Source organism: Streptomyces sp. NPDC004111 (assembly GCF_042874215.1).
Lineage (GTDB): Bacteria > Actinomycetota > Actinomycetes > Streptomycetales > Streptomycetaceae > Streptomyces.
Map to the genome: position 1 here is coordinate 105492 of NZ_JBIAMU010000007.1, position 18200 is coordinate 123691.

At 71.0% G+C, this 18200-nt stretch carries 13 protein-coding genes; 5 read left to right on the top strand and 8 right to left on the bottom strand.

Translation table 11 applies throughout. The features are described from left to right. Window positions 1-7: 7 nt before the first annotated feature. Window positions 8-1381, top strand: a complete 1374-nt coding sequence (locus ACFYVL_RS15985) for a hypothetical protein (protein WP_389245003.1) — start codon at window positions 8-10, stop codon at window positions 1379-1381. A 122-nt stretch (window positions 1382-1503) separates the two neighbouring features. Here the strand turns inward: ACFYVL_RS15985 and ACFYVL_RS15990 are convergent, their stop codons facing one another. Then, window positions 1504-2109, bottom strand: a complete 606-nt coding sequence (locus tag ACFYVL_RS15990) for a YceI family protein (protein WP_389245005.1) — start codon at window positions 2107-2109, stop codon at window positions 1504-1506. Window positions 2110-2356: 247 nt separating this feature from the next. Here ACFYVL_RS15990 and ACFYVL_RS15995 point away from each other — a divergent pair, with 247 nt between their 5' ends. From ACFYVL_RS15995 to ACFYVL_RS16010, 4 genes are all read left to right on the top strand, one after another. Next, window positions 2357-6220, top strand: coding sequence for an endo-alpha-N-acetylgalactosaminidase family protein (locus ACFYVL_RS15995; RefSeq protein ID WP_389245007.1), 3864 nt, complete (start codon window positions 2357-2359; stop codon window positions 6218-6220). Window positions 6221-6403: 183 nt separating this feature from the next. Continuing rightward, window positions 6404-8773: a polysaccharide lyase 8 family protein gene (locus ACFYVL_RS16000; protein ID WP_389245009.1), complete on the top strand. Its 2370-nt coding sequence runs from the start codon at window positions 6404-6406 to the stop codon at window positions 8771-8773. Between the two features lie 241 nt (window positions 8774-9014). After that, a complete protein-coding gene (locus ACFYVL_RS16005) occupies window positions 9015-10598 on the top strand; it encodes an acyl-CoA carboxylase subunit beta (RefSeq protein ID WP_389245011.1) in 1584 nt (527 codons plus the stop codon). A 103-nt stretch (window positions 10599-10701) separates the two neighbouring features. Further along, window positions 10702-10920, top strand: coding sequence for an acyl-CoA carboxylase subunit epsilon (locus ACFYVL_RS16010; RefSeq protein WP_389245013.1), 219 nt, complete (start codon window positions 10702-10704; stop codon window positions 10918-10920). A gap of 189 nt (window positions 10921-11109) precedes the next feature. Here the strand turns inward: ACFYVL_RS16010 and ACFYVL_RS16015 are convergent, their stop codons facing one another. The 7 genes from ACFYVL_RS16015 to ACFYVL_RS16045 all read right to left on the bottom strand — a co-directional run bounded on the left by ACFYVL_RS16015 (window position 11110) and on the right by ACFYVL_RS16045 (window position 18195). Continuing rightward, window positions 11110-11691 (bottom strand): ATP/GTP-binding protein, encoded by a 582-nt coding sequence (locus ACFYVL_RS16015; protein WP_185034326.1) that lies wholly within the window; start codon window positions 11689-11691, stop codon window positions 11110-11112. Further along, window positions 11672-12292 carry a DUF742 domain-containing protein gene (locus tag ACFYVL_RS16020; protein WP_389245015.1) on the bottom strand — a complete coding sequence of 207 codons (621 nt, stop codon included), beginning with the start codon at window positions 12290-12292 and terminating at the stop codon, window positions 11672-11674. The genes ACFYVL_RS16015 and ACFYVL_RS16020 overlap by 20 nt, the downstream gene beginning before the upstream one ends. Before the next feature lie 136 nt (window positions 12293-12428). Continuing rightward, complete coding sequence (locus ACFYVL_RS16025; RefSeq protein ID WP_030980891.1) at window positions 12429-12842, bottom strand: roadblock/LC7 domain-containing protein; 414 nt, start codon at window positions 12840-12842, stop codon at window positions 12429-12431. Between the two features lie 10 nt (window positions 12843-12852). Next, on the bottom strand, window positions 12853-16317 hold the full coding sequence (locus ACFYVL_RS16030) for a nitrate- and nitrite sensing domain-containing protein (protein WP_389245017.1): 3465 nt from the start codon (window positions 16315-16317) through the stop codon (window positions 12853-12855). A gap of 363 nt (window positions 16318-16680) precedes the next feature. Beyond that, window positions 16681-17262, bottom strand: a complete 582-nt coding sequence (locus ACFYVL_RS16035; protein WP_389245019.1) for an ATP/GTP-binding protein — start codon at window positions 17260-17262, stop codon at window positions 16681-16683. Further along, entirely contained in the window at window positions 17243-17659 is a 417-nt protein-coding gene (locus ACFYVL_RS16040) for a DUF742 domain-containing protein (protein WP_389245021.1), read from the bottom strand. Before ACFYVL_RS16040 ends, ACFYVL_RS16035 begins: the two co-directional genes overlap by 20 nt. Before the next feature lie 122 nt (window positions 17660-17781). Further along, window positions 17782-18195 (bottom strand): roadblock/LC7 domain-containing protein, encoded by a 414-nt coding sequence (locus tag ACFYVL_RS16045; RefSeq protein WP_185034582.1) that lies wholly within the window; start codon window positions 18193-18195, stop codon window positions 17782-17784. Window positions 18196-18200 lie beyond the last annotated feature (5 nt).

An 18200-nucleotide genomic window follows, 5' to 3' on the forward strand; every position in this document is an offset into this window, starting at 1 on the left:
CGAACGTATGAGGACCAGGTCGTTTTCCGTCATATCGGCCCTCGCCGGGTCGACGTTGTTCGCGCTGCTCTCGTTCGCCCCGGCCGCCGTCGCCGCCTCCAACGCGTCGGATGCGGGTGATGCCCTCAAGAAGGGGCCCGTGTACGTCGCTCCGGAGGCCAGGAGCCAGCTCTCCCAGGCCGACCAGGACGCGCTGGCGAAGAAGATCAAGGACGCGGACAAACCGCTGTTCGTCGCCGTACTGCCACGCAGCGCCGAGTTCCCGCCGACCCAGGTCCGGCAGAACCTGCGCAACGCGACCGGTGTCACCGGTGTCTACGCGGTCCGGCTCGGCGACGGCTTCGAGGCCGGTGCCGACCCCCGCGCGCTGCCCCGCGCCTCGGTCCGCAACCTCGTCGCGGCGGCCAAGACCCCCGCCGGAGCGGACGCCGCCACCCAGCTCAACACCTTCGTCGACCAGGCGCTCCCGCAGATCCGGGGCAGCGCCCCCGCCTCGTGGGACGGCGGCTCGAACGACGGTGTCGGCACGGGGGCGTTGATCGGTGTCGGCGCGGTCGCCGTCGCGGCCGGTGCGGGCGGCTACGCGCTGGTGCGCCGCAACCGCAGGCGCAAGGAGGAGGAACGCCAGGAAGCGCTGCGCAAGTTGACGGTCGTCGTCGACGAGGACATCACCGCGTACGGCGAGGAACTGGACCGCCTCGACTTCCACCCCTCCGAGCCGGGCGCCACCGACGAGATGCGCACCGACTACGAGCGGGCCCTCGACCTGTACGAGACGGCCAAGTCGCGGATGGCGGCCGTGCACGAGCCCAACGACGTGCGCGGGGTGACCGAGGCGCTGGAGGACGGCCGCTACTCGCTGGCGGTGCTGGCCGCGCGCCGCACCGGCAGCCCGCTGCCCGAGCGCCGTTCGCCCTGCTTCTTCGACCCCCGGCACGGGCCTTCGGTCGCCGACGCCAGTTGGACCCCGGCCGGTGGCGCACCCCGTGAGGTGCCGGTCTGCGCGGCCGACGCGGCCCGCCTCGCCGACGGTCTGGACCCCGAGGTCCGTACCGTCGACACCGCCGACGGCCGCCGCCCGTACTACGACGCGGGCCCGGCCTACGGCCCCTGGGCCGGCGGCTACTTCGGTGGCGGCATGCTGCCGGGGCTGCTGATGGGCACGATGCTCGGCTCGATGCTCTCCAGCCCGGCGTACGCGGCCGACTACGGCGCGGGCACCGGCTTCGACGACGCGGGCGCGGGCTTCGACGGCGGCGACGTCTCGGGCTCCGACTTCGACTCCTCGGCCTTCGGCGGCGGCGACTTCGGCGGTGGCGGGGACTTCGGTGGCGGCGGCGACTTCGGTGGCGGCGGGGACTTCGGCGGCGGCAGCTTCTGAGCCCACGCCCGGCGGGCCGGGCGTCGCTGCCGACCGGAAGAGCGGGAGGGGGAAAGCGGGAGGGGCGGACCGGCCGGTCCGCCCCTCCCGCTCGTCGTGCTGCCGCACACGGGCGGCGTCGCTCAGCCGGCGTTCTTGATCGCCGAGATGTCGAAGTTGAGCTTGATCTTGTCGCTGACCAGGACGCCACCGGCCTCCAGGGCCGCGTTCCAGGTCAGGCCCCAGTCCGAGCGCAGGATGGTCGCGCTGCCCTCGAAGCCGACGCGCTCGTTGCCGAACGGGTCGGTGGCCGTGCCGTTGAACTCCAGGTCGATGGAGAGCGGGCGCGTCACGTCCTTGATGGTCAGGTCGCCCGTGATGCGGTAGTCCGCGCCGCCGAGCTGCTCCGCCTTCGTCGAGCGGAAGGTCATCTCCGGGAAGGTCTCCACGTCGAAGAAGTCCCCGCTGCGCAGGTGGTTGTCACGGTCGGCGGAGCCGGTGTCGATGCTCGTCATGCGCACGGTGATGGCGGCCTGCGAGGCCGACGGGTCCGAGCCGTCCAGCTTGAGGGTGCCCTCGGCGTCCGTGAAGGCGCCCCGGACGTTGGTGACCATGGCGTGCCGGGCGGTGAAGCCGAAGCTGCTGTGGCTCGCGTCGATCGTGTAGTCGCCGGTCAGGGCGGCCAGCGCCGGGTCCACGGCGGCGGGGGTGGTGGCGGGGGTGCTGCTGCTGCGGCCGAAGAGACCCATGACGTTCCTCCTGGGGACGGGATAGCGAGGCGTTGCGGTTGGTTGAACCTTCAACGTGTTCCGGTGAGTACGACTGTAGAGCAATGATGTTCAACTTTCAACCTTTACGGTCGGGTAGCCGTACGGATTCAGCCGTACGGCCCAGCGGCGGCGGCTTGGACTTCCGGTCGGGGGTTGTTGGACTGCCGGGACGGGTGGGGTCCGATTCCGTTGACGGGGCCGGTGGGGGCGGGCTTACTCAAGCCCCATGTCGCTGAGATTCCGTGCGTCGTGCGCCGTCGCCGCCGCCTCGTCCGTCGTGTTCGCGCTGGCAGGACCGGCGCTTCCCACGTCGGCCGCGGCCCCGGCCCCCGCCGCCGACACCGCCGTCATCCAGTCCGCCCAGCTCACCGTCACCGTCGCCAAGGACTTCCCGCGCGTCCTGTCGTACACCGACCGCGCGGGCGGGGCACAGCTCCTCGGCAGTACGAAGCCGGTCACCGAGATCGTCCTCAACGGCACCGCCAGGGCCGTCCAGGTCAAGGCCGCGCCCCGGGTGCGCGCCGACTCCGCCTCGTACACCCTGCTGGTGCCCTCGCTGCCCGGCGTCGAGATCGACGCGAACCTGTCGGTGTCCGGCCGCGCCACCACCTTCAAGGTGACGGCGGTGCGCGACACCGCGGCGTTCCGCGTCTCGACCCTCGACATCCCCGGCCACGACCTCGTCTCGGTGGGCAGCGGGGAGCAGGGCGCGAAGACCGCGTTCACCCGGCTCGACCCGGACTCCACCCGCACCGCCGACGTCTTCGCCGACGTCACCGCGGCCACCCCGGTGGACGCGGCCCCGGTCGGCGCCTCGTACGGCATCGTGAACACCGGCGCGCTCGCCGCCGCCGTCGAGTCCAACTCCTCGTACGACAAGCCCGCCGGGGCCACCGGCAAGGACGGCGCCCGGTTCTGGCACCGGGCGGCCAAGGCCGACGACGGCAGCGTCCGGGTCGGCGTGTGGTCCGGGCAGTGGACCTACCGGGGCGAGGGCGCGGCGAAGCCGGAGAGCGGCGACGACCTGCCCTGGGCCAAGGTCGTCGTCACCCCCGACGCCAACGGCGACGGAACCGTCGACTGGCAGGACGGCGCCCTCGCCTTCCGCTCGATCGGCATCCGGGCCCCCGGGGCCAAGGAGACCCCCGACCGGGTCGTCACCCACATCCCGTTCAACTTCGCCAGCCAGGCCACCCACCCCTTCCTGCGCACCCTCGACGACGTCAAGCGCATCTCGCAGGCCACCGACGGGCTCGGCCAGTTCGCCCTGCTGAAGGGGTACGGGTCCGAGGGCCACGACTCCGCCCACCCCGACTACGGCGGCAACTACAACAAGCGGGCCGGCGGCCTCACCGACCTCAACAAGCTGCTGAAGGCGGGCAAGAAGTGGGGCGCCACCTTCGGCGTCCACGTCAACGCCACCGAGTCGTACCCCGAGGCCAAGGCCTTCAACGAGCAGCTCGTCGACAAGACCAAGCCCGGCTGGAACTGGCTCAACCAGAGCTACTACATCGACCAGCGCCGCGACATCAACAGCGGCGACCTGGCCAAGCGTTTCCAGCAGCTGCGCGACGAGACCGACCGCAACCTCAGCATGCTGTACATCGACGTGTACTACACGCACGGCTGGATCGCCGACAAGACGATGCAGGCCGTCCAGAAGCAGGGCTGGAACGTCGCCACCGAATGGGCGGAGAAGTTCGAGCGCGCCTCCCTCTGGTCGCACTGGGCCAACGACCTGAACTACGGCGGCAAGACCAACAAGGGCCTCAACTCCCAGATCATCCGGTTCATCCGCAACGGCGAGAAGGACATCTGGAACGACGACCCGATCCTCGGCCAGACCGCCCTGGAGGACTTCGAGGGCTGGACCGGCGAGACTGACTGGAACGCCTTCTACGACAACATCTGGCAGCGCAACGTCCCCGCCAAGTTCCTCCAGCACCAGCAGATCCAGCGCTGGACCAAGGACCGCATCGACTTCACCCAGGGAGTGCGCGGCACCGTCGAGAACGGCAAGCGGACCTTCTACGCGGGCGGCGCCAAGGTCCTGGACGGCGCGAACTACCTGCTCCCGTGGGACGGCGGCAAGAAGCTCTACCACTACAACAAGACGGGCGGGACGACCACCTGGACCGTCCCCGAGCAGTTCCGGCGGGCCGGTTCCTTCACCGTCAGCAAGCTCACCGACAACGGCCGGGTGAAGACCGCCACCGTCCCGGTCAAGAACGGCACGGTGACGCTGGAGGCGACCGCCGGACAGCCGTACGTCCTCTACCCGGCCGGCCGCACCCCCGCCGCCCGTGACGCCGACTGGGGCGAGGGCGGCACGGTCGCCGACCCCGGCTTCAACTCCGCGAAGCCCGGCGACAACTGGCGTACCACGGGCAAGGTCGTACGGGACACCGACGACCAGGGCCGCAACAGCGCCGCGCTCTCCGGCACGGCCGCCGCGGGCGTCTCCCAGCGGGTGACCGGCCTGAAGGCGGGACAGCGCTACACCGCGTCCGCCTGGATCGAGGTCCAGCCGGGCAAGGAGCGCCGGACGACCCTGGGAATCGGCGGCAAGGAGGTCGTCGTCGAACGCTCCACCGCCCAGGAGAGGACCGCCGCCAACGACTGGCACGGCACCCACTTCCAGCGCGCGAAGGTCAACTTCACGGCTCCCGCGTCGGGCACCGCCACCCTCGACATCAAGGCCGCGGCGGGGGCGGACGTCCGGGTGCGGATCGACGACGTACGCCTCGTGGCCAACGCCCCCGCCACCAAGGCCGGCGCCCTCGTGCACGACGACTTCGAGGCCGTCGACCAGGGCTGGGGGCCCTTCTTCAAGGGCGACGCGGGCGGTGACACCGACCCGCGCACCCACATCGCGCAGAAGAACGCCCCGTACACCCAGGCCGGCTGGAACGGCAAGCGGATCGACGACGTCCTCGGCGGCAGCGAGTCGCTGAAGTCGCACGAGGAGAACTCCGGGCTCGTCTACCGCACCGCCCCCTGGACCGTCCCCATGAAGGACGGGCGCAACTACCGCGTCGAGTTCGACCACCAGTCCAGCCACGCGGGGTCCTACGAGTGGGTGACCGGCTACGACCGCACCGGCACGGACGGCCGGACCTCCTCCGTGGAGACCCGCCGCACCCCGATCGCCGAACAGCGCACCACCGCCCACGTCTCCGAGACGGTCACCGCGGGCTGCGGCGACACCTGGGTCGGGCTGCGCAAGCGGGCCGACGCCCCCGACGGCGCGGACTTCGTCCTGGACAACTTCACGGTGACCGACCTGGGGCCCGCCCCGCAGCAGGCCGCCTGCGGCACCCTCGCGGTCGCCGCCACCGGAGCGGTCCTCGAACCGGGCCAGAAGAACGAGGTCACCGCCACCTTCACCAACAACGAGGCCGTCGCCGCGACCGGCGTCGCGCTCTCCCTCACCGTCCCCGAGGGCTGGACCGCCACGCCCGCCGGACCGGTCGAGCACGCCACCGTCGCCCCCGGCGCGAAGGCGGCGGGCACCTGGCAGGTCACCCCGCCCGCCGACGCCGAGTACCGGCCCTACCCCCTCACCTCCAAGGCCGCCTACACCGTCGGCGCCTCGCCCCGCACCCTCACCGCCACCACCACCGTCCGCACCCTCACCCCGCCCCCCACCACCGACACCTACGCCTCCGACCACGACTGGATCAGCGCCGAGAACGGCTGGGGCCCCGCCGAGAAGGACATGGACAACGGCGAGACCGCACCCGGCGACGGCACCCCGCTCAAGATCAACGGCAAGGTGTACGAGAAGGGCCTCGGCACGGCGTCCCCGGGCAGGATCCGCTACTACCTCGGCGGCAAGTGCACCTCCTTCACGGCGGAGGTGGGCCTGGACGACTCGCAGGCGGTACGCGGCAGCGTCCAGTTCACCGTCCTGGCCGACGGGAAGAAGGCGGTCGAGTCACCGGTCCTCAAGGCCCCCGACCCGGCCTGGCCCCTGACAGCGGACGTCACCGGCGCGAAGTACGTCGACCTGGTCACGGGCGACGGCGGCGACGGTCCGGGCAACGACCACGCGGCCTGGGGCTCCGCCCGCTTCCACTGCACCCCCTGACCGGAGCCGGAAACGACAAGGGGGCGGCTCCGTCAGGGGCTGCCCCCTTGCCCGCTCCGAGCGGCCCGCCGGCACAAGGCGGCAAGCGCTTTCTACCGACCCCGTCCAAACCATTGAACCCCCCTCCCGCCCCGTGCTAAACCAGCGCGCAACAGGTCTACACCACCCGCCCCGGGAGGCCCCGTGCTCCGCACCACCCCCACCCGCCGCACCCTCCTCGCCGCCGCCACCGCATCCCTCACCGCCCTCGCCCTGCCCGCCCCGGCACACGCGGCCGGACCCGCCACCACCCGCGCCCCCGACGCCCCCGCCGCCGACGAGTTCGACACCCTCCGCACCCGCTGGAACGCCCTCCAGCTCGGCGAGGGCTACGACCCCGGGGCCGAGCCCTACGCCACCCGCCTGCGCGAGACCGGCCGGCGCGCCGCCGAGGTGCGCGCCTCGATGGCCCCCACCGACACCTCCCTCTGGCCCGGCTTCCCCTTCGACCCGCCGGCCGGCATCACCCAGAGCTACTCCCGCCTGTGGACCATGACCCAGGCGTACGCCCAGAGCGGCACCGGCCTCACCGGCGACAAGGGCCTCCTCGCCGACATCCTGCGCGGCCTCGACCACCTCACCGCCCGCGTCTACCACCCGGGCACCACCCGCTACGGCAACTGGTGGGAGTGGCAGATAGGCAGCCCCCGCCTCCTGATGGACATCACGGCCGTCCTGTACACGGAGCTGGGCGAGACCCGCGTCGCCGCCCACTGCGCCGCCGTCGACCACTTCATCCCCGACGCGATGCTCCGCGACTACTCGGGCACCTCCACCGGCGCCAACCGGGTCGACCTCTGCCGCTCGGTGGCCCTGCGCGGCGTCCTCGGCCGTGAGCCCGCCAAACTCGCACTGGCCCGCGACGCGCTCTCGCCCGTCTTCCCGTACGTGACCAAGGGCGACGGGCTCTACGAGGACGGCTCGTTCATCCAGCACACCACCGTCGCCTACTCCGGCACGTACGGCCAGGTCATGCTCGACGGACTCGGCCGGCTCTTCACCCTGCTCGCGGGCTCCACCTGGGCCGTCACCGACCCGGGCCGCCAGATCATCCTGGACTCCGTGGAGAAGGCGTACGCGCCCTTCCTCTACAACGGCCTGATGATGGACAGCGTCAACGGACGGGCCATCAGCCGCGGTTACCTCAAGAGCGACGACCTGAAGGTGATGCGCAGCGACCACTTCCACGGCCAGGGCCTGATCGCCGCCATCCCCCTCCTCGCGGGCGGCGCGTCCGCCGCCGAACGCGACCGCTGGACCGCGATGGTCAAGGGCTGGATCGAGCGCGACAAGACGGCGCCGATCCTCGCCGCCCGCCAGCTCGCCGTCGCCGACCTCGCCCGGCTGCACGCCGTCGCGGACTCCCCGCTGCCCGCGGCGCCCGAACCCGTCGAACGCCACCACCTCTTCTCCGGCATGGACCGCGCCGTGCACCGCGGCCGGGGCTGGGCCGCCGCCCTGTCGATGTCCAGCGAGCGCATCTCCGCGTACGAGTGCGGCAACGGCGAGAACCCGCGCGGCTGGCACACCGGCGCCGGAATGCTCTACTGGTGGCCGGGCGCGCAGGCCAACGACCAGTACACGGACTGGTTCTGGCCCACCGTGGACCCCTACCGGCTGCCCGGCACCACCGTCTCCACCAAGCGGCTCGCCGACCGCGCGGGCGGCGAGTGGGGCGCCTGGCGGCCCGCCACCAAGTGGACCGGCGGCGCCACCGACGGCAGGTACGCGGCCATCGGCCAGCACCTCAAGGGGCTCGGCTCGACCCTGGAGGCCCGCAAGTCCTGGTTCTGCGTCGGCGACACGATCGTCTGCCTCGGCGCGGGCATCACCGCCACCGACGGCGTCCCCGTCGAAACGGTCGTCGACAACCGCAACCTCGGCCCCACCGCCGCCGCCCGCTTCAGCACCGACGGCCGCTCCCGCCCCCGCTGGGCGCACCTGGAGGGCCACGGCGGCTGGATCTTCCCCGGCGGTACGGACCTGCGCACGCTCCGCGAGGCCCGCACCGGGTCGTGGAACGACATCAACACCACCAGCACCACCGACCGGCAGACCAGGCACTACCAGACCCTCCTGCTGGACCACGGCACCGACCCGAAGGACGCCGCCTACCAGTACCTCCTGATGCCGGGCGCCTCCCGCCGCTCCCTCGCGCTGCGGGCCGCCGACCCGTTCTGGCTGCGCGTCCTGGCCCGCACCGCCGCCGTCCAGGCCGTCCGCATCGACTCCCTCGGCCTGCTCGCGGCGAACTTCTTCGCCGCCGGTACGGCCGGGGAGCTGACCGTGTCGGGCCCGGCGAGCGTGCTGGTGCGCGCCGGGCGCGGCGGCCACACCCTCGCCCTGAGCGGCCCCGACCGCACCGGGACCCCGTACGAACTGACCTGGGACCGCCCGGTGCGCCAGGTGGTGCAGGCACCGCCCGGTGTGGAGGTGCTCGCCACCGGACGGCGGCTGCGGCTGCGCGTCTCACCGGGCCGCACGGGGGCCTCGCTGCACTGCGAGGTGCGCTGAGCACACCGCACGCAAGGCGGCGCACCCCGGCGGGTACGGGCCGGACGCGAGCCGGCACGGGCCGGGGTGTGCAGCACGCCACAGCGGGCCGCTTTGTGCGACCTTTACAAAGACGGGAGCCCAGGACCTGCGGTTGTCCCCTTCGTGCGCCATGGTTCTGTCCGGCCCTCACAGGAGATGGGCCCGGAGACTGTACAGAGTCGACGGACCGTTTTCTTGGCGATGTTCGTAGGGTCGGTACATGACCGTTGTGGACGAGACCCCGGGTGAGCCGACCGACGCACGTGGCCGGGTGGCCGAGCTGCACGCACTGCGCGAGCAGGCCGTGCGCGGCCCGAGCGAGCGTGCGACCGAGGCGCAGCACGCCAAGGGCAAGCTGACCGCCCGCGAGCGCATCGAGCTGCTGCTCGATGCGGACTCGTTCCAGGAGGTCGAGCAGCTGCGGCGGCACCGGGCCACCGGCTTCGGCCTGGAGAACAAGAAGCCGTACACCGACGGTGTCATCACCGGCTGGGGCACGGTCGAGGGCCGCACGGTCTTCGTCTACGCGCACGACTTCCGGATCTTCGGCGGCGCGCTGGGCGAGGCCCACGCCACCAAGATCCACAAGATCATGGACATGGCGATCTCGGCGGGCGCTCCGCTGGTCTCGCTGAACGACGGCGCGGGCGCCCGTATCCAGGAGGGCGTCTCCGCGCTCGCCGGGTACGGCGGCATCTTCCAGCGCAACACCCGCGCCTCCGGTGTCATCCCGCAGATCAGCGTGATGCTCGGCCCGTGCGCGGGCGGCGCGGCCTACAGCCCGGCGCTGACCGACTTCGTGTTCATGGTCCGCGAGACCTCGCAGATGTTCATCACCGGACCCGACGTGGTCCGCGCGGTGACCGGCGAGGAGATCACCCAGAACGGTCTGGGCGGTGCTGACGTGCACGCCGAGACCAGCGGTGTGGCGCACTTCGCGTACGACGACGAGGAGACCTGCCTCGCCGAGGTCCGCTACCTGATCTCGATGCTCCCCTCCAACAACCGGGAGAACCCGCCGACCGTCCCCTCCGAGGACCCGGCGGACCGGCGCGGCGACGTGCTGCTCGACCTGGTGCCGGCCGACGGCAACCGGCCGTACGACATGCGCAAGGTCATCGAGGAGCTCGTCGACGACGGGGACTACCTGGAGATCCACGAGCGCTGGGCCACCAACATCCTGTGCGCGCTGGCCCGCCTGGACGGCCAGGTCGTCGGTGTCGTCGCCAACCAGCCGCAGTCCCTCGCGGGCGTCCTGGACATCGAGGCCAGCGAAAAAGCTGCCCGGTTCGTCCAGATGTGCGATGCTTTCAATATCCCGATCGTGACGCTGCTCGACGTCCCCGGCTTCCTGCCCGGCGTGGACCAGGAGCACGGCGGGATCATCCGGCACGGTGCCAAGCTGCTGTACGCGTACTGCAACGCCACCGTGCCGCGCATCTCGCTGATCCTGCGCAAGGCGTACGGCGGTGCGTACATCGTCATGGACTCGCAGTCCATCGGTGCGGACCTGACCTACGCCTGGCCGACCAACGAGATCGCCGTGATGGGCGCGGAGGGCGCCGCCAACGTGATCTTCCGCAAGCAGATCGCGGAGGCCGAGGACCCCGAGGCGATGCGGGCGCGCATGGTCAAGGAGTACAAGGCCGAGCTGATGCACCCGTACTACGCGGCCGAGCGCGGACTGGTCGACGACGTGATCGACCCGGCGGAGACCCGCCAGGTCCTCATCTCCTCGCTGGCCATGCTCCGCACCAAGCACGCGGACCTGCCCTCGCGCAAGCACGGCAACCCGCCGCAGTAACCCGGCGCACACCCGGCCTTCCCCAGCCGTGCACGCCCGCGGTGCACGCTGACGGACACGAAGAACACACGAACACGCAGACGAGACGGAGACGACGAACCAGATGAGCAACCCTGCCGATACTGCCGACATGAAGAACCTGCTGCGCGTGGAGAAGGGCGAGGCGGCGCCCGAGGAACTCGCCGCCATCACCGCGATCCTGCTGGCGCGGGCGGCGGCCCGCCCGGCCGAGGTCGCGGCGCCGCGCGGACGTTCGGCGGCGGGGTGGCGGAGGCTGGAGCGGTCGCCGGGCTTCCGCGCGCCGCACAGCTGGCAGGGCTGACCCCCGGGTCCCCTCCCGCACACACCGAAGGCCCGGCCCCCCTCGACGGGGGGCCGGGCCTTCGCGCATCCTCCCGCCGGCCGGCACCCGCGCGGCGGCGTTCCTGGCCCGGACACGGCGAAGGGCCCGTCCCTCCCGGGGGCCGGGGGAGGGGTGGGCCCCATCGATCGAGCGCGAGAGCGCGAACCCTCAGCGCAGGCGCGCCATCAGCGCGTGCTCCACCAAGGTGATCAGCGCGCTCTTGGCGTCCGCGCGGTGGCGGGCGTCGGTGGTGATGATCGGGGTGTCGGGCCCGATCTGCAGCGCCTCGCGGACCTCCTCCGGGTTGTACGGCTGGTGGCCGTCGAAGCCGTTGAGGGCGATGACGAACGGCAGGCCGCTGTTCTCGAAGTAGTCGACCGCAGGGAAGCAGTCGGCGAGACGGCGGGTGTCGACGAGTACGACGGCGCCGATCGCACCGCGCACCAGGTCGTCCCACATGAACCAGAAGCGGTCCTGACCGGGCGTACCGAAGAGGTACAGGATCAGGTCCTGGTCCAGCGTGATGCGGCCGAAGTCCATGGCGACCGTGGTGGTCGTCTTGTCCCCGGTGTGGGTGAGGTCGTCGATGCCCGCGGATGCGGAGGTCATCACGGCCTCGGTACGCAGCGGGTTGATCTCCGACACGGCTCCGACGAACGTCGTCTTGCCGACGCCGAAGCCGCCCGCCACCACGATCTTCGCGGAGGTTGTGGAGCGGGCTGCTCCGCTGCTAGAGCTTGCGAAGTCCACTGAGCACCCTTTCGAGCAGTGTCACATCTGGCTGACCGCCCGCGGCTTCGTCGCCGCCGGGCTGGTGAATGGCGACGAGTCCGGCCTCTGCCAGGTCGGCGACGAGGATCCGGGCAACGCCGAGGGGGATGGAGAGAAGTGCCGAGATCTCGGCGACCGACTTGATCTCACGGCACAGCTGGCAGATCCGCTGGTGCTCGGGCAACTGCCCTTGCAGCCGGCTCGGGTCCGCCGTGGTGTGCACCAGCGCCTCGATGGCGAGCTGGTAGCGGGGCCTGGTACGGCCGCCCGTCATCGCGTACGGACGCACCAGAGGGTTGTGACCGCCGCCCGCGGGGGACGAGGACGACGATCCGGCCGGCCGTCCGCGACCGCCCTGCGCCACCGGCTGGATGCCGGGCGGCTGCGGCTGCCCGCGGTGCTGCGGCGGCTGCTGCTGGTAGGGGCGCTGCTGCTCGTACGGTGAACGGCTGGGGGTGGAGGGGAAGTTGAACCGGTTCTGCGAGGGGTCGCCGGGGCCTCCCGGCTGACCACCCTGACCCTGGACCGGGCCGTGGCCGTAGGGCCAGTCGGCCGACGAACCGTTTGGGGGCGTTGCCACGTTCTCCTCCTCCGACTGCACTGCGGGCACCATGCACTGTGGAGCCACGTCCCCGAACCCTAAAGCCCGGGGACGCCAATACGCACGGGGTGTCTGCTAGTTGAGAACACTTGTGTCTGCTTGTTCGACTCTTCGGTTAGTTGAGCAGACTTCCCTGAAGTTCCGCCCGGAGATCCGGGGTGAGGACGGTGCCCGCACGGTCGACGAGAAGTGCCATCTCGTAGCCTACGAGGCCGATGTCCGCGTCGGGGTGCGCAAGCACCGCGAGCGAGGATCCGTCGGAGATGGACATGATGAAAAGGAATCCTCGCTCCATCTCCACCACGGTCTGGTTGACTGCGCCGCCCTCGAAGATCCGCGAGGCGCCTGCCGTCAGTGACGTCAAGCCGGAGGCCACGGCCGCCAGTTGATCGGCACGGTCACGGGGGAAACCTTCGGACATCGCCAGCAGGAGTCCGTCGGCGGAGACCACCACCGTGTGCGACACCCCGGGGGTGTTGTCCACGAAATTGGTGATCAACCAGTTGAGATTCTGCGCCGCCTGGCTCATCGGGCTCACACTAACGCTCCTGGTTGTAGGTACTGCTCGGTCCACTGTGCTGATCGTAAGTGGCCGCTTGGTTCTGGTCTGTTCCCGCGTTGCGTCCCCGCTGGACACCGCGCCGCAGGTTGCTCAGCCTGCCCCGGACGTCCTCCGGTGCGCGGGAGACCTGGGGGCCGCCCTGCGGGGTCTGCTCCGCGGCGCCCTCGACCAGGTTGGCCTTGGGCACCCGCTTGGGGAGGCCGGAGGGAGTGACCCCGCCCGCCTTCGGATCCTTCAGCTTCTCGGCACGCTGCCAGCGCTCGTCGTTCGACGTGCGCCACTCGCCGTCACCCTCGCCCCCCTGCCCCGCACCGTCCTGCGGCGCGGAGTCCGCGGCTGCGGACGGCGGCTGCGGGAGCTGGGCCCGGGGTGCTGCCTGGGGAGCCGGTTCCTGCGGTGCCCGGGGCGCCTGCTCCTGCTGCTCACCGCGGCCGGCCGTCCTGCTGTGCCGGCTGAGCATGCTCTCCGGGCCGGACTGGCTGCCACGGCGCGGAAGGCCCGCGTCGGTCAGGTCGTGGCCGTCGCGCGGTGCGGGAGCGGTGGGTCCCGGACGGTCGAAGCCTACGCGCTCCGGGTCGGCAGCGGGGGTCTCCTGGGCGGACTGCCCAGGTTCCGTTTCGGTCTCGTACGAAGTTTCGTAACTGCCCTGGAAACCGTTTGCATCCTGCCAGTTGGCCTGGTGGTGCTGAGCGTCGAAGTTCTCGCCGAAGCCCTGCTGAGCCGCCTGCGGGTCCTGGTACGAGGGTTCCGCATAGGGCTGCTGGGGCGTGACCTGCGGCTCCTGCGCGGGGAAACGCTCGGTCGAGCCGAAGGACTCCCGCGGGCCGAAGCCGTCGAAACCGTCGCCCTGCGGCGCCCCGGTGACCGGCGGCATCTGCGCCGTCGGGTAGCCGTTGTGGTCGTACGGGGCGTCCGCGGCGGGGGCCTGCGCCGAGGGGTCCTGGTAGGCGCCGCCCTGGTACGGCTGCTCCTGGTAGGGGGCCTGGTACGAGGGGTCCTGGTAGCCCTGCTCGGGGAAGCCGGCCTGCTGTCCGCCCGGCACCTCGTCGCGGAACAGCGGGCGGCCGTCGTCCTGGGCGGTGCGGCCCTCCAGCGCGGCCCGGCGCTCCTCGCGCAGCAGCGAGCGGTTCACCGGATCGAGCGGCGCCCGGCCGCCTCCGGCCTCGTACTGCGAATCGTCGAAACCGAGTTCGGCGGCGGTCCGCATCGGGGCGGACTCGAAGGCCGGCTGCTCGGGGGCGGTCTGCTGGTTCGCCATGATCGAGGAGACGGTGAAGTCGCCCGGGTTCTCCTCGCCGCCACCACCGTGGGTGATCGCGTCCGGCAGCATGACCAGCGACGTCGTACCGGCCTGCTCGCCCGAGGGGCGCAGCTGGACCCGGATGCCGTGCCGGTCGGCGAGGCGGCCGACCACGAACAGACCCATGCGCTGGGACACCGCGGCGTCCACGGTCGGCGGGTTGGCCAGCTTGTGGTTGATGTCCGCGAAGTCCTCGGCGGTGAGGCCGATGCCCTTGTCGTGGATCTCCACCATCACCCGGCCGTCCGGCAGCCGGGTCGCGGCCACGCGCACCTTGGTCTGCGGGGAGGAGAAGGTGGTGGCGTTCTCCAGCAGCTCGGCGAGCAGGTGCACCAGGTCGGTCACGGCCTGGCCGTGGATCTCCGACTCCGGCACCCCGGACAGCTCGATGCGCTCGTAGTTCTCCACCTCGGAGGAGGCGGCGCGCAGCACGTCCACCAGCGGGACCGGCTGGTTCCAGCGGCGGCCGGGCTCCTCGCCCGCGAGGACCAGGAGGTTCTCGCCGTTGCGACGCATGCGGGTGGCCAGGTGGTCGAGCCGGAAGAGGCTCTCCAGCTGGTCGGGGTCGGCCTCGTTGTTCTCCAGGTCGGTGATCAGGGTCAGCTGGCCCTCGATCAGCGACTGGTTGCGGCGCGAGAGGTTGGTGAAGATCGCGTTGACGTTGCCCCGGAGCATGGCCTGCTCGGCGGCGAGCCGGACGGCCTCGCGGTGCACCTGGTCGAAGGCGCGGGCCACTTCGCCGATCTCGTCGTGCGAGGTGACCGGGATGGGCTCCACCCGGGTGTCGACCCGGCCGGGCTCGGTGCGCGAGAGCTGGTCGACGAGCATCGGCAGCCGCTGCTCGGCGACCGAGAAGGCGGCGGTGCGCAGCCGCTTCATCGAGCGGCTCATCTGGCGGGCGATCATCCCGGCGAGGACGAAGGCGGCCAGCACCGCGACCACGACGATGGCGCCGTTGATGATCGCGTCGTTGCGGGCGTCCGCGGAGATCTGCGCGGCCTCGTCCACCGCCTTGGTGACGAGCTTGTTCTCGATCTCGGTGTAGCCGTCGAACTTGGCGGTGGAGGCCGCCATCCAGGTCAGGGGCACGATGCCCTGGCGGGCCAGCTGCTGCGGGCTCTTCCCGGAGGCGATCTGCTGGGCCATGCCGCTGAGCACCGAGTTGTCGGGTCCGCGCGGCGGCGTGGGGAAGCCCCTGCCCGCGGCCTGGGCCTGCGCCTTGGCGGCGGCGAGCTTCTCCTCGCCCTCCTTGGTCTTGCCCGCCATCACGTCCTTGAGCAGCTGCTCGTCCTGGGCGGTGCTGCCGGAGATGTACTCCAGCAGGGCGATGCGCTCCAGGTAGTTGTACGAGCTGAAGGCGACGACCTGGGCGCGCTTGATGTCCTGCTCGCCGTTGGGCCGCACCAGCAGGTGCGTGCCGATGGAGCGCTGGAGGGAGCCGGCGGCCTTGGCGAGCTGGATGGCGTAGACGGTGCGGCCGTAGCTGGTGACGTTGCCGGTGCTCAGGCTGAGCTCGTTGGCGAACTCCATCAGGGAGTGCTGGACGAGGACGTAGCCCTCTTCGGTGGCGACCGGGCCGAGGCCCTTCTCGTCGTTCTTCACCGCGGTCTCGACCTGAGCGGTGTACGCGGTCTTGCGGATCGACGCGAGCTTCGGCTCTTCCTCGCGGAACTTCGCCAGACGGCGCTTGAGACCGTCGTTCGGCAGGTCCTTGGTGGCGGTCGCGAACTTCTTCGCCGCCGCGTCGGTCTTGGCGTAGGCCTCGGCGATGGCCGGGCTGTCCCTCTTGTTGCCGAGCAGCGGCTCGGCCGTCAGGTCGCGCTCGTTGAGCAGCGCGTGCCCGTACTCGCCGGCGGCGCGCACGATGAGCGCGGTCTTCTCCGCGTCCTGTGCCTTGCGCCAGGTGTTGATGGAACCGTTGACCTGGAAGCCACCCATCACGATGGCGACCAGGACGGGTATGAGGAGAATGGCGTTCAGCCGGGTGGCCACCCGCCAGTTGCGGGGGGACATCCGGCTGGAGCTGCCGCCCTGCGCGGGGGCGGCGGGCGCCTCAGCGGCAGGCGGCGCCGCAGTGCGCGACGGCGGGGTGAAGTTGCCCCGTGTCTGCTGCTCTGCGGAGCTTTTCTTGCTTCGCCTCACTCGACCAACAACCTCTCGGCGTCGGCACCTACGCTGTGCCGTGTTTCGTTCCGGGCCGTACTTACTCAGGAGTTTCGCCGAATTCCAGCACGGCCGACGGGTATGGGCCAAACAGCCCGGCCTCGGCGCGCTGAGTGGCCCATCCCTCAGATAAAACGGGCATAAAGAACGAGCCCCGTCAAAAGACGGGGCTCGTGTGAGCGCAGCGGCACCAGTTGAACGCGCCGGGTTGCCTTGCTCCTGCAATTCTCTTTCGAAACGTTATGAACCAAGGGGCGGGAGAGTGTCAAACACCACAACCCGCCCCCGATTCCCTACGACAACTGCCGTATGCGGGGCCCTACTTGTGCAGGGGCCGATTCGCTACTTGAGGCGTGCCATCAGCGCGTGCTCGACCAGCGTGATCAGACCGCTCTTGGCGTCCGCGCGGTGGCGGGCGTCGGTGGTGATGATCGGGGTGTCGGGCCCGATCTGCAGCGCCTCGCGCACCTCGTCCGGCGTGTACGGCTGGTGGCCGTCGAAGCCGTTGAGGGCGATGACGAACGGCAGGCCGCTGTTCTCGAAGTAGTCGACCGCAGGGAAGCAGTCGGCGAGACGGCGGGTGTCGACGAGTACGACGGCGCCGATCGCACCGCGCACCAGGTCGTCCCACATGAACCAGAAGCGGTCCTGGCCCGGCGTACCGAAGAGGTACAGGATCAGGTCCTGGTCCAGCGTGATGCGGCCGAAGTCCATCGCCACCGTCGTGGTGGTCTTGCCCCCGGTGTGGGTGAGGTCGTCGATCCCCGCGGACGCGGAGGTCATCACGGCCTCCGTACGCAGCGGATTGATCTCGGAGACCGCACCCACGAACGTGGTCTTGCCGACGCCGAAACCGCCCGCCACCACGATCTTCGCGGAGGTGGTGGAGCGTGCGGTCCCGCTGTCAGAGCTTGCGAAGTCCACTGAGCACCCTTTCCAGCAGCGTGACGGCCGGCGTTCCGTCGGCGTCCGCGCCCTCGCCCGGCTGGTGGATGGCGACCATACCGGCTTCCGCCAGGTCCGCGACGAGGATCCGGGCAACTCCCAGCGGCATGGACAGGAGCGCCGAGACCTCGGCGACCGACTTGACCTCGCGGCACAGGTGGCAGATCCGCTGGTGCTCGGGGAGCAGCGTGGACAGGTGCGCCGGGTCGGCCGTCGTGCTGACCAGCGCCTCGATGGCGAGCTGGTAGCGCGGCCTGGTCCGGCCACCGGTCATCGCGTAGGGACGTACCAGCGGCTGATCGCCCTCGTAGGAGTCGTACGGCGCATCGGTATGCGCGCCACCGTACGGATCGTGAGAGGCGGGGGGCGGGGTCATGGGTCCTCCGGGCATGACAGCAGAGTGTCGGCGTGCCGTCTGACTGGGCCGGTGGGGGATTCGGTTGCGGCCGGACGGTGTGGAGCGAGGGGTGTGAGGGGATTTTCGTGCGGTGCGGCGGCCTAGTGCAGCAGGCTGCCCTGGAGTTCCGCGCGGAGGTCCGGGGTGAGGACGGTGCCCGCACGGTCGACCAGCAATGCCATTTCGTACCCCACCAGGCCGATGTCCGCGTCGGGGTGCGCGAGCACCGCGAGCGAGGACCCGTCCGAGATCGACATGAGGAAGAGGAAGCCGCGCTCCATCTCCACCACGGTCTGGGCGACCGGGCCGCCCTCGAAGATCCGGGACGCGCCGGCCGTCAGCGAGGTCAGCCCGGAGGCGACCGCCGCCAGCTGGTCGGCACGGTCGCGGGGGAAGCCTTCGGACATGGCCAGCAGAAGTCCGTCGGCGGAGACCACCACCGTGTGGGACACCCCGGGGGTGTTGTCCACGAAGTTGGTGATCAACCAGTTCAGATTCTGCGCCGCCTGGCTCATCGGAC

Coding starts and splice junctions, on each gene's coding strand:
- ACFYVL_RS16010 (WP_389245013.1), top strand. CDS start 10,702: ATGAGCAACCCTGCCGATACTGCCGACATGAAGAACCTGCTGCGCGTG.
- ACFYVL_RS16025 (WP_030980891.1), bottom strand. CDS start 12,842: ATGAGCCAGGCGGCGCAGAATCTCAACTGGTTGATCACCAATTTCGTG.
- ACFYVL_RS16045 (WP_185034582.1), bottom strand. CDS start 18,195: ATGAGCCAGGCGGCGCAGAATCTGAACTGGTTGATCACCAACTTCGTG.
- ACFYVL_RS15995 (WP_389245007.1), top strand. CDS start 2,357: ATGTCGCTGAGATTCCGTGCGTCGTGCGCCGTCGCCGCCGCCTCGTCC.
- ACFYVL_RS15990 (WP_389245005.1), bottom strand. CDS start 2,109: ATGGGTCTCTTCGGCCGCAGCAGCAGCACCCCCGCCACCACCCCCGCC.
- ACFYVL_RS16040 (WP_389245021.1), bottom strand. CDS start 17,659: ATGACCCCGCCCCCCGCCTCTCACGATCCGTACGGTGGCGCGCATACC.
- ACFYVL_RS16005 (WP_389245011.1), top strand. CDS start 9,015: ATGACCGTTGTGGACGAGACCCCGGGTGAGCCGACCGACGCACGTGGC.
- ACFYVL_RS15985 (WP_389245003.1), top strand. CDS start 8: ATGAGGACCAGGTCGTTTTCCGTCATATCGGCCCTCGCCGGGTCGACG.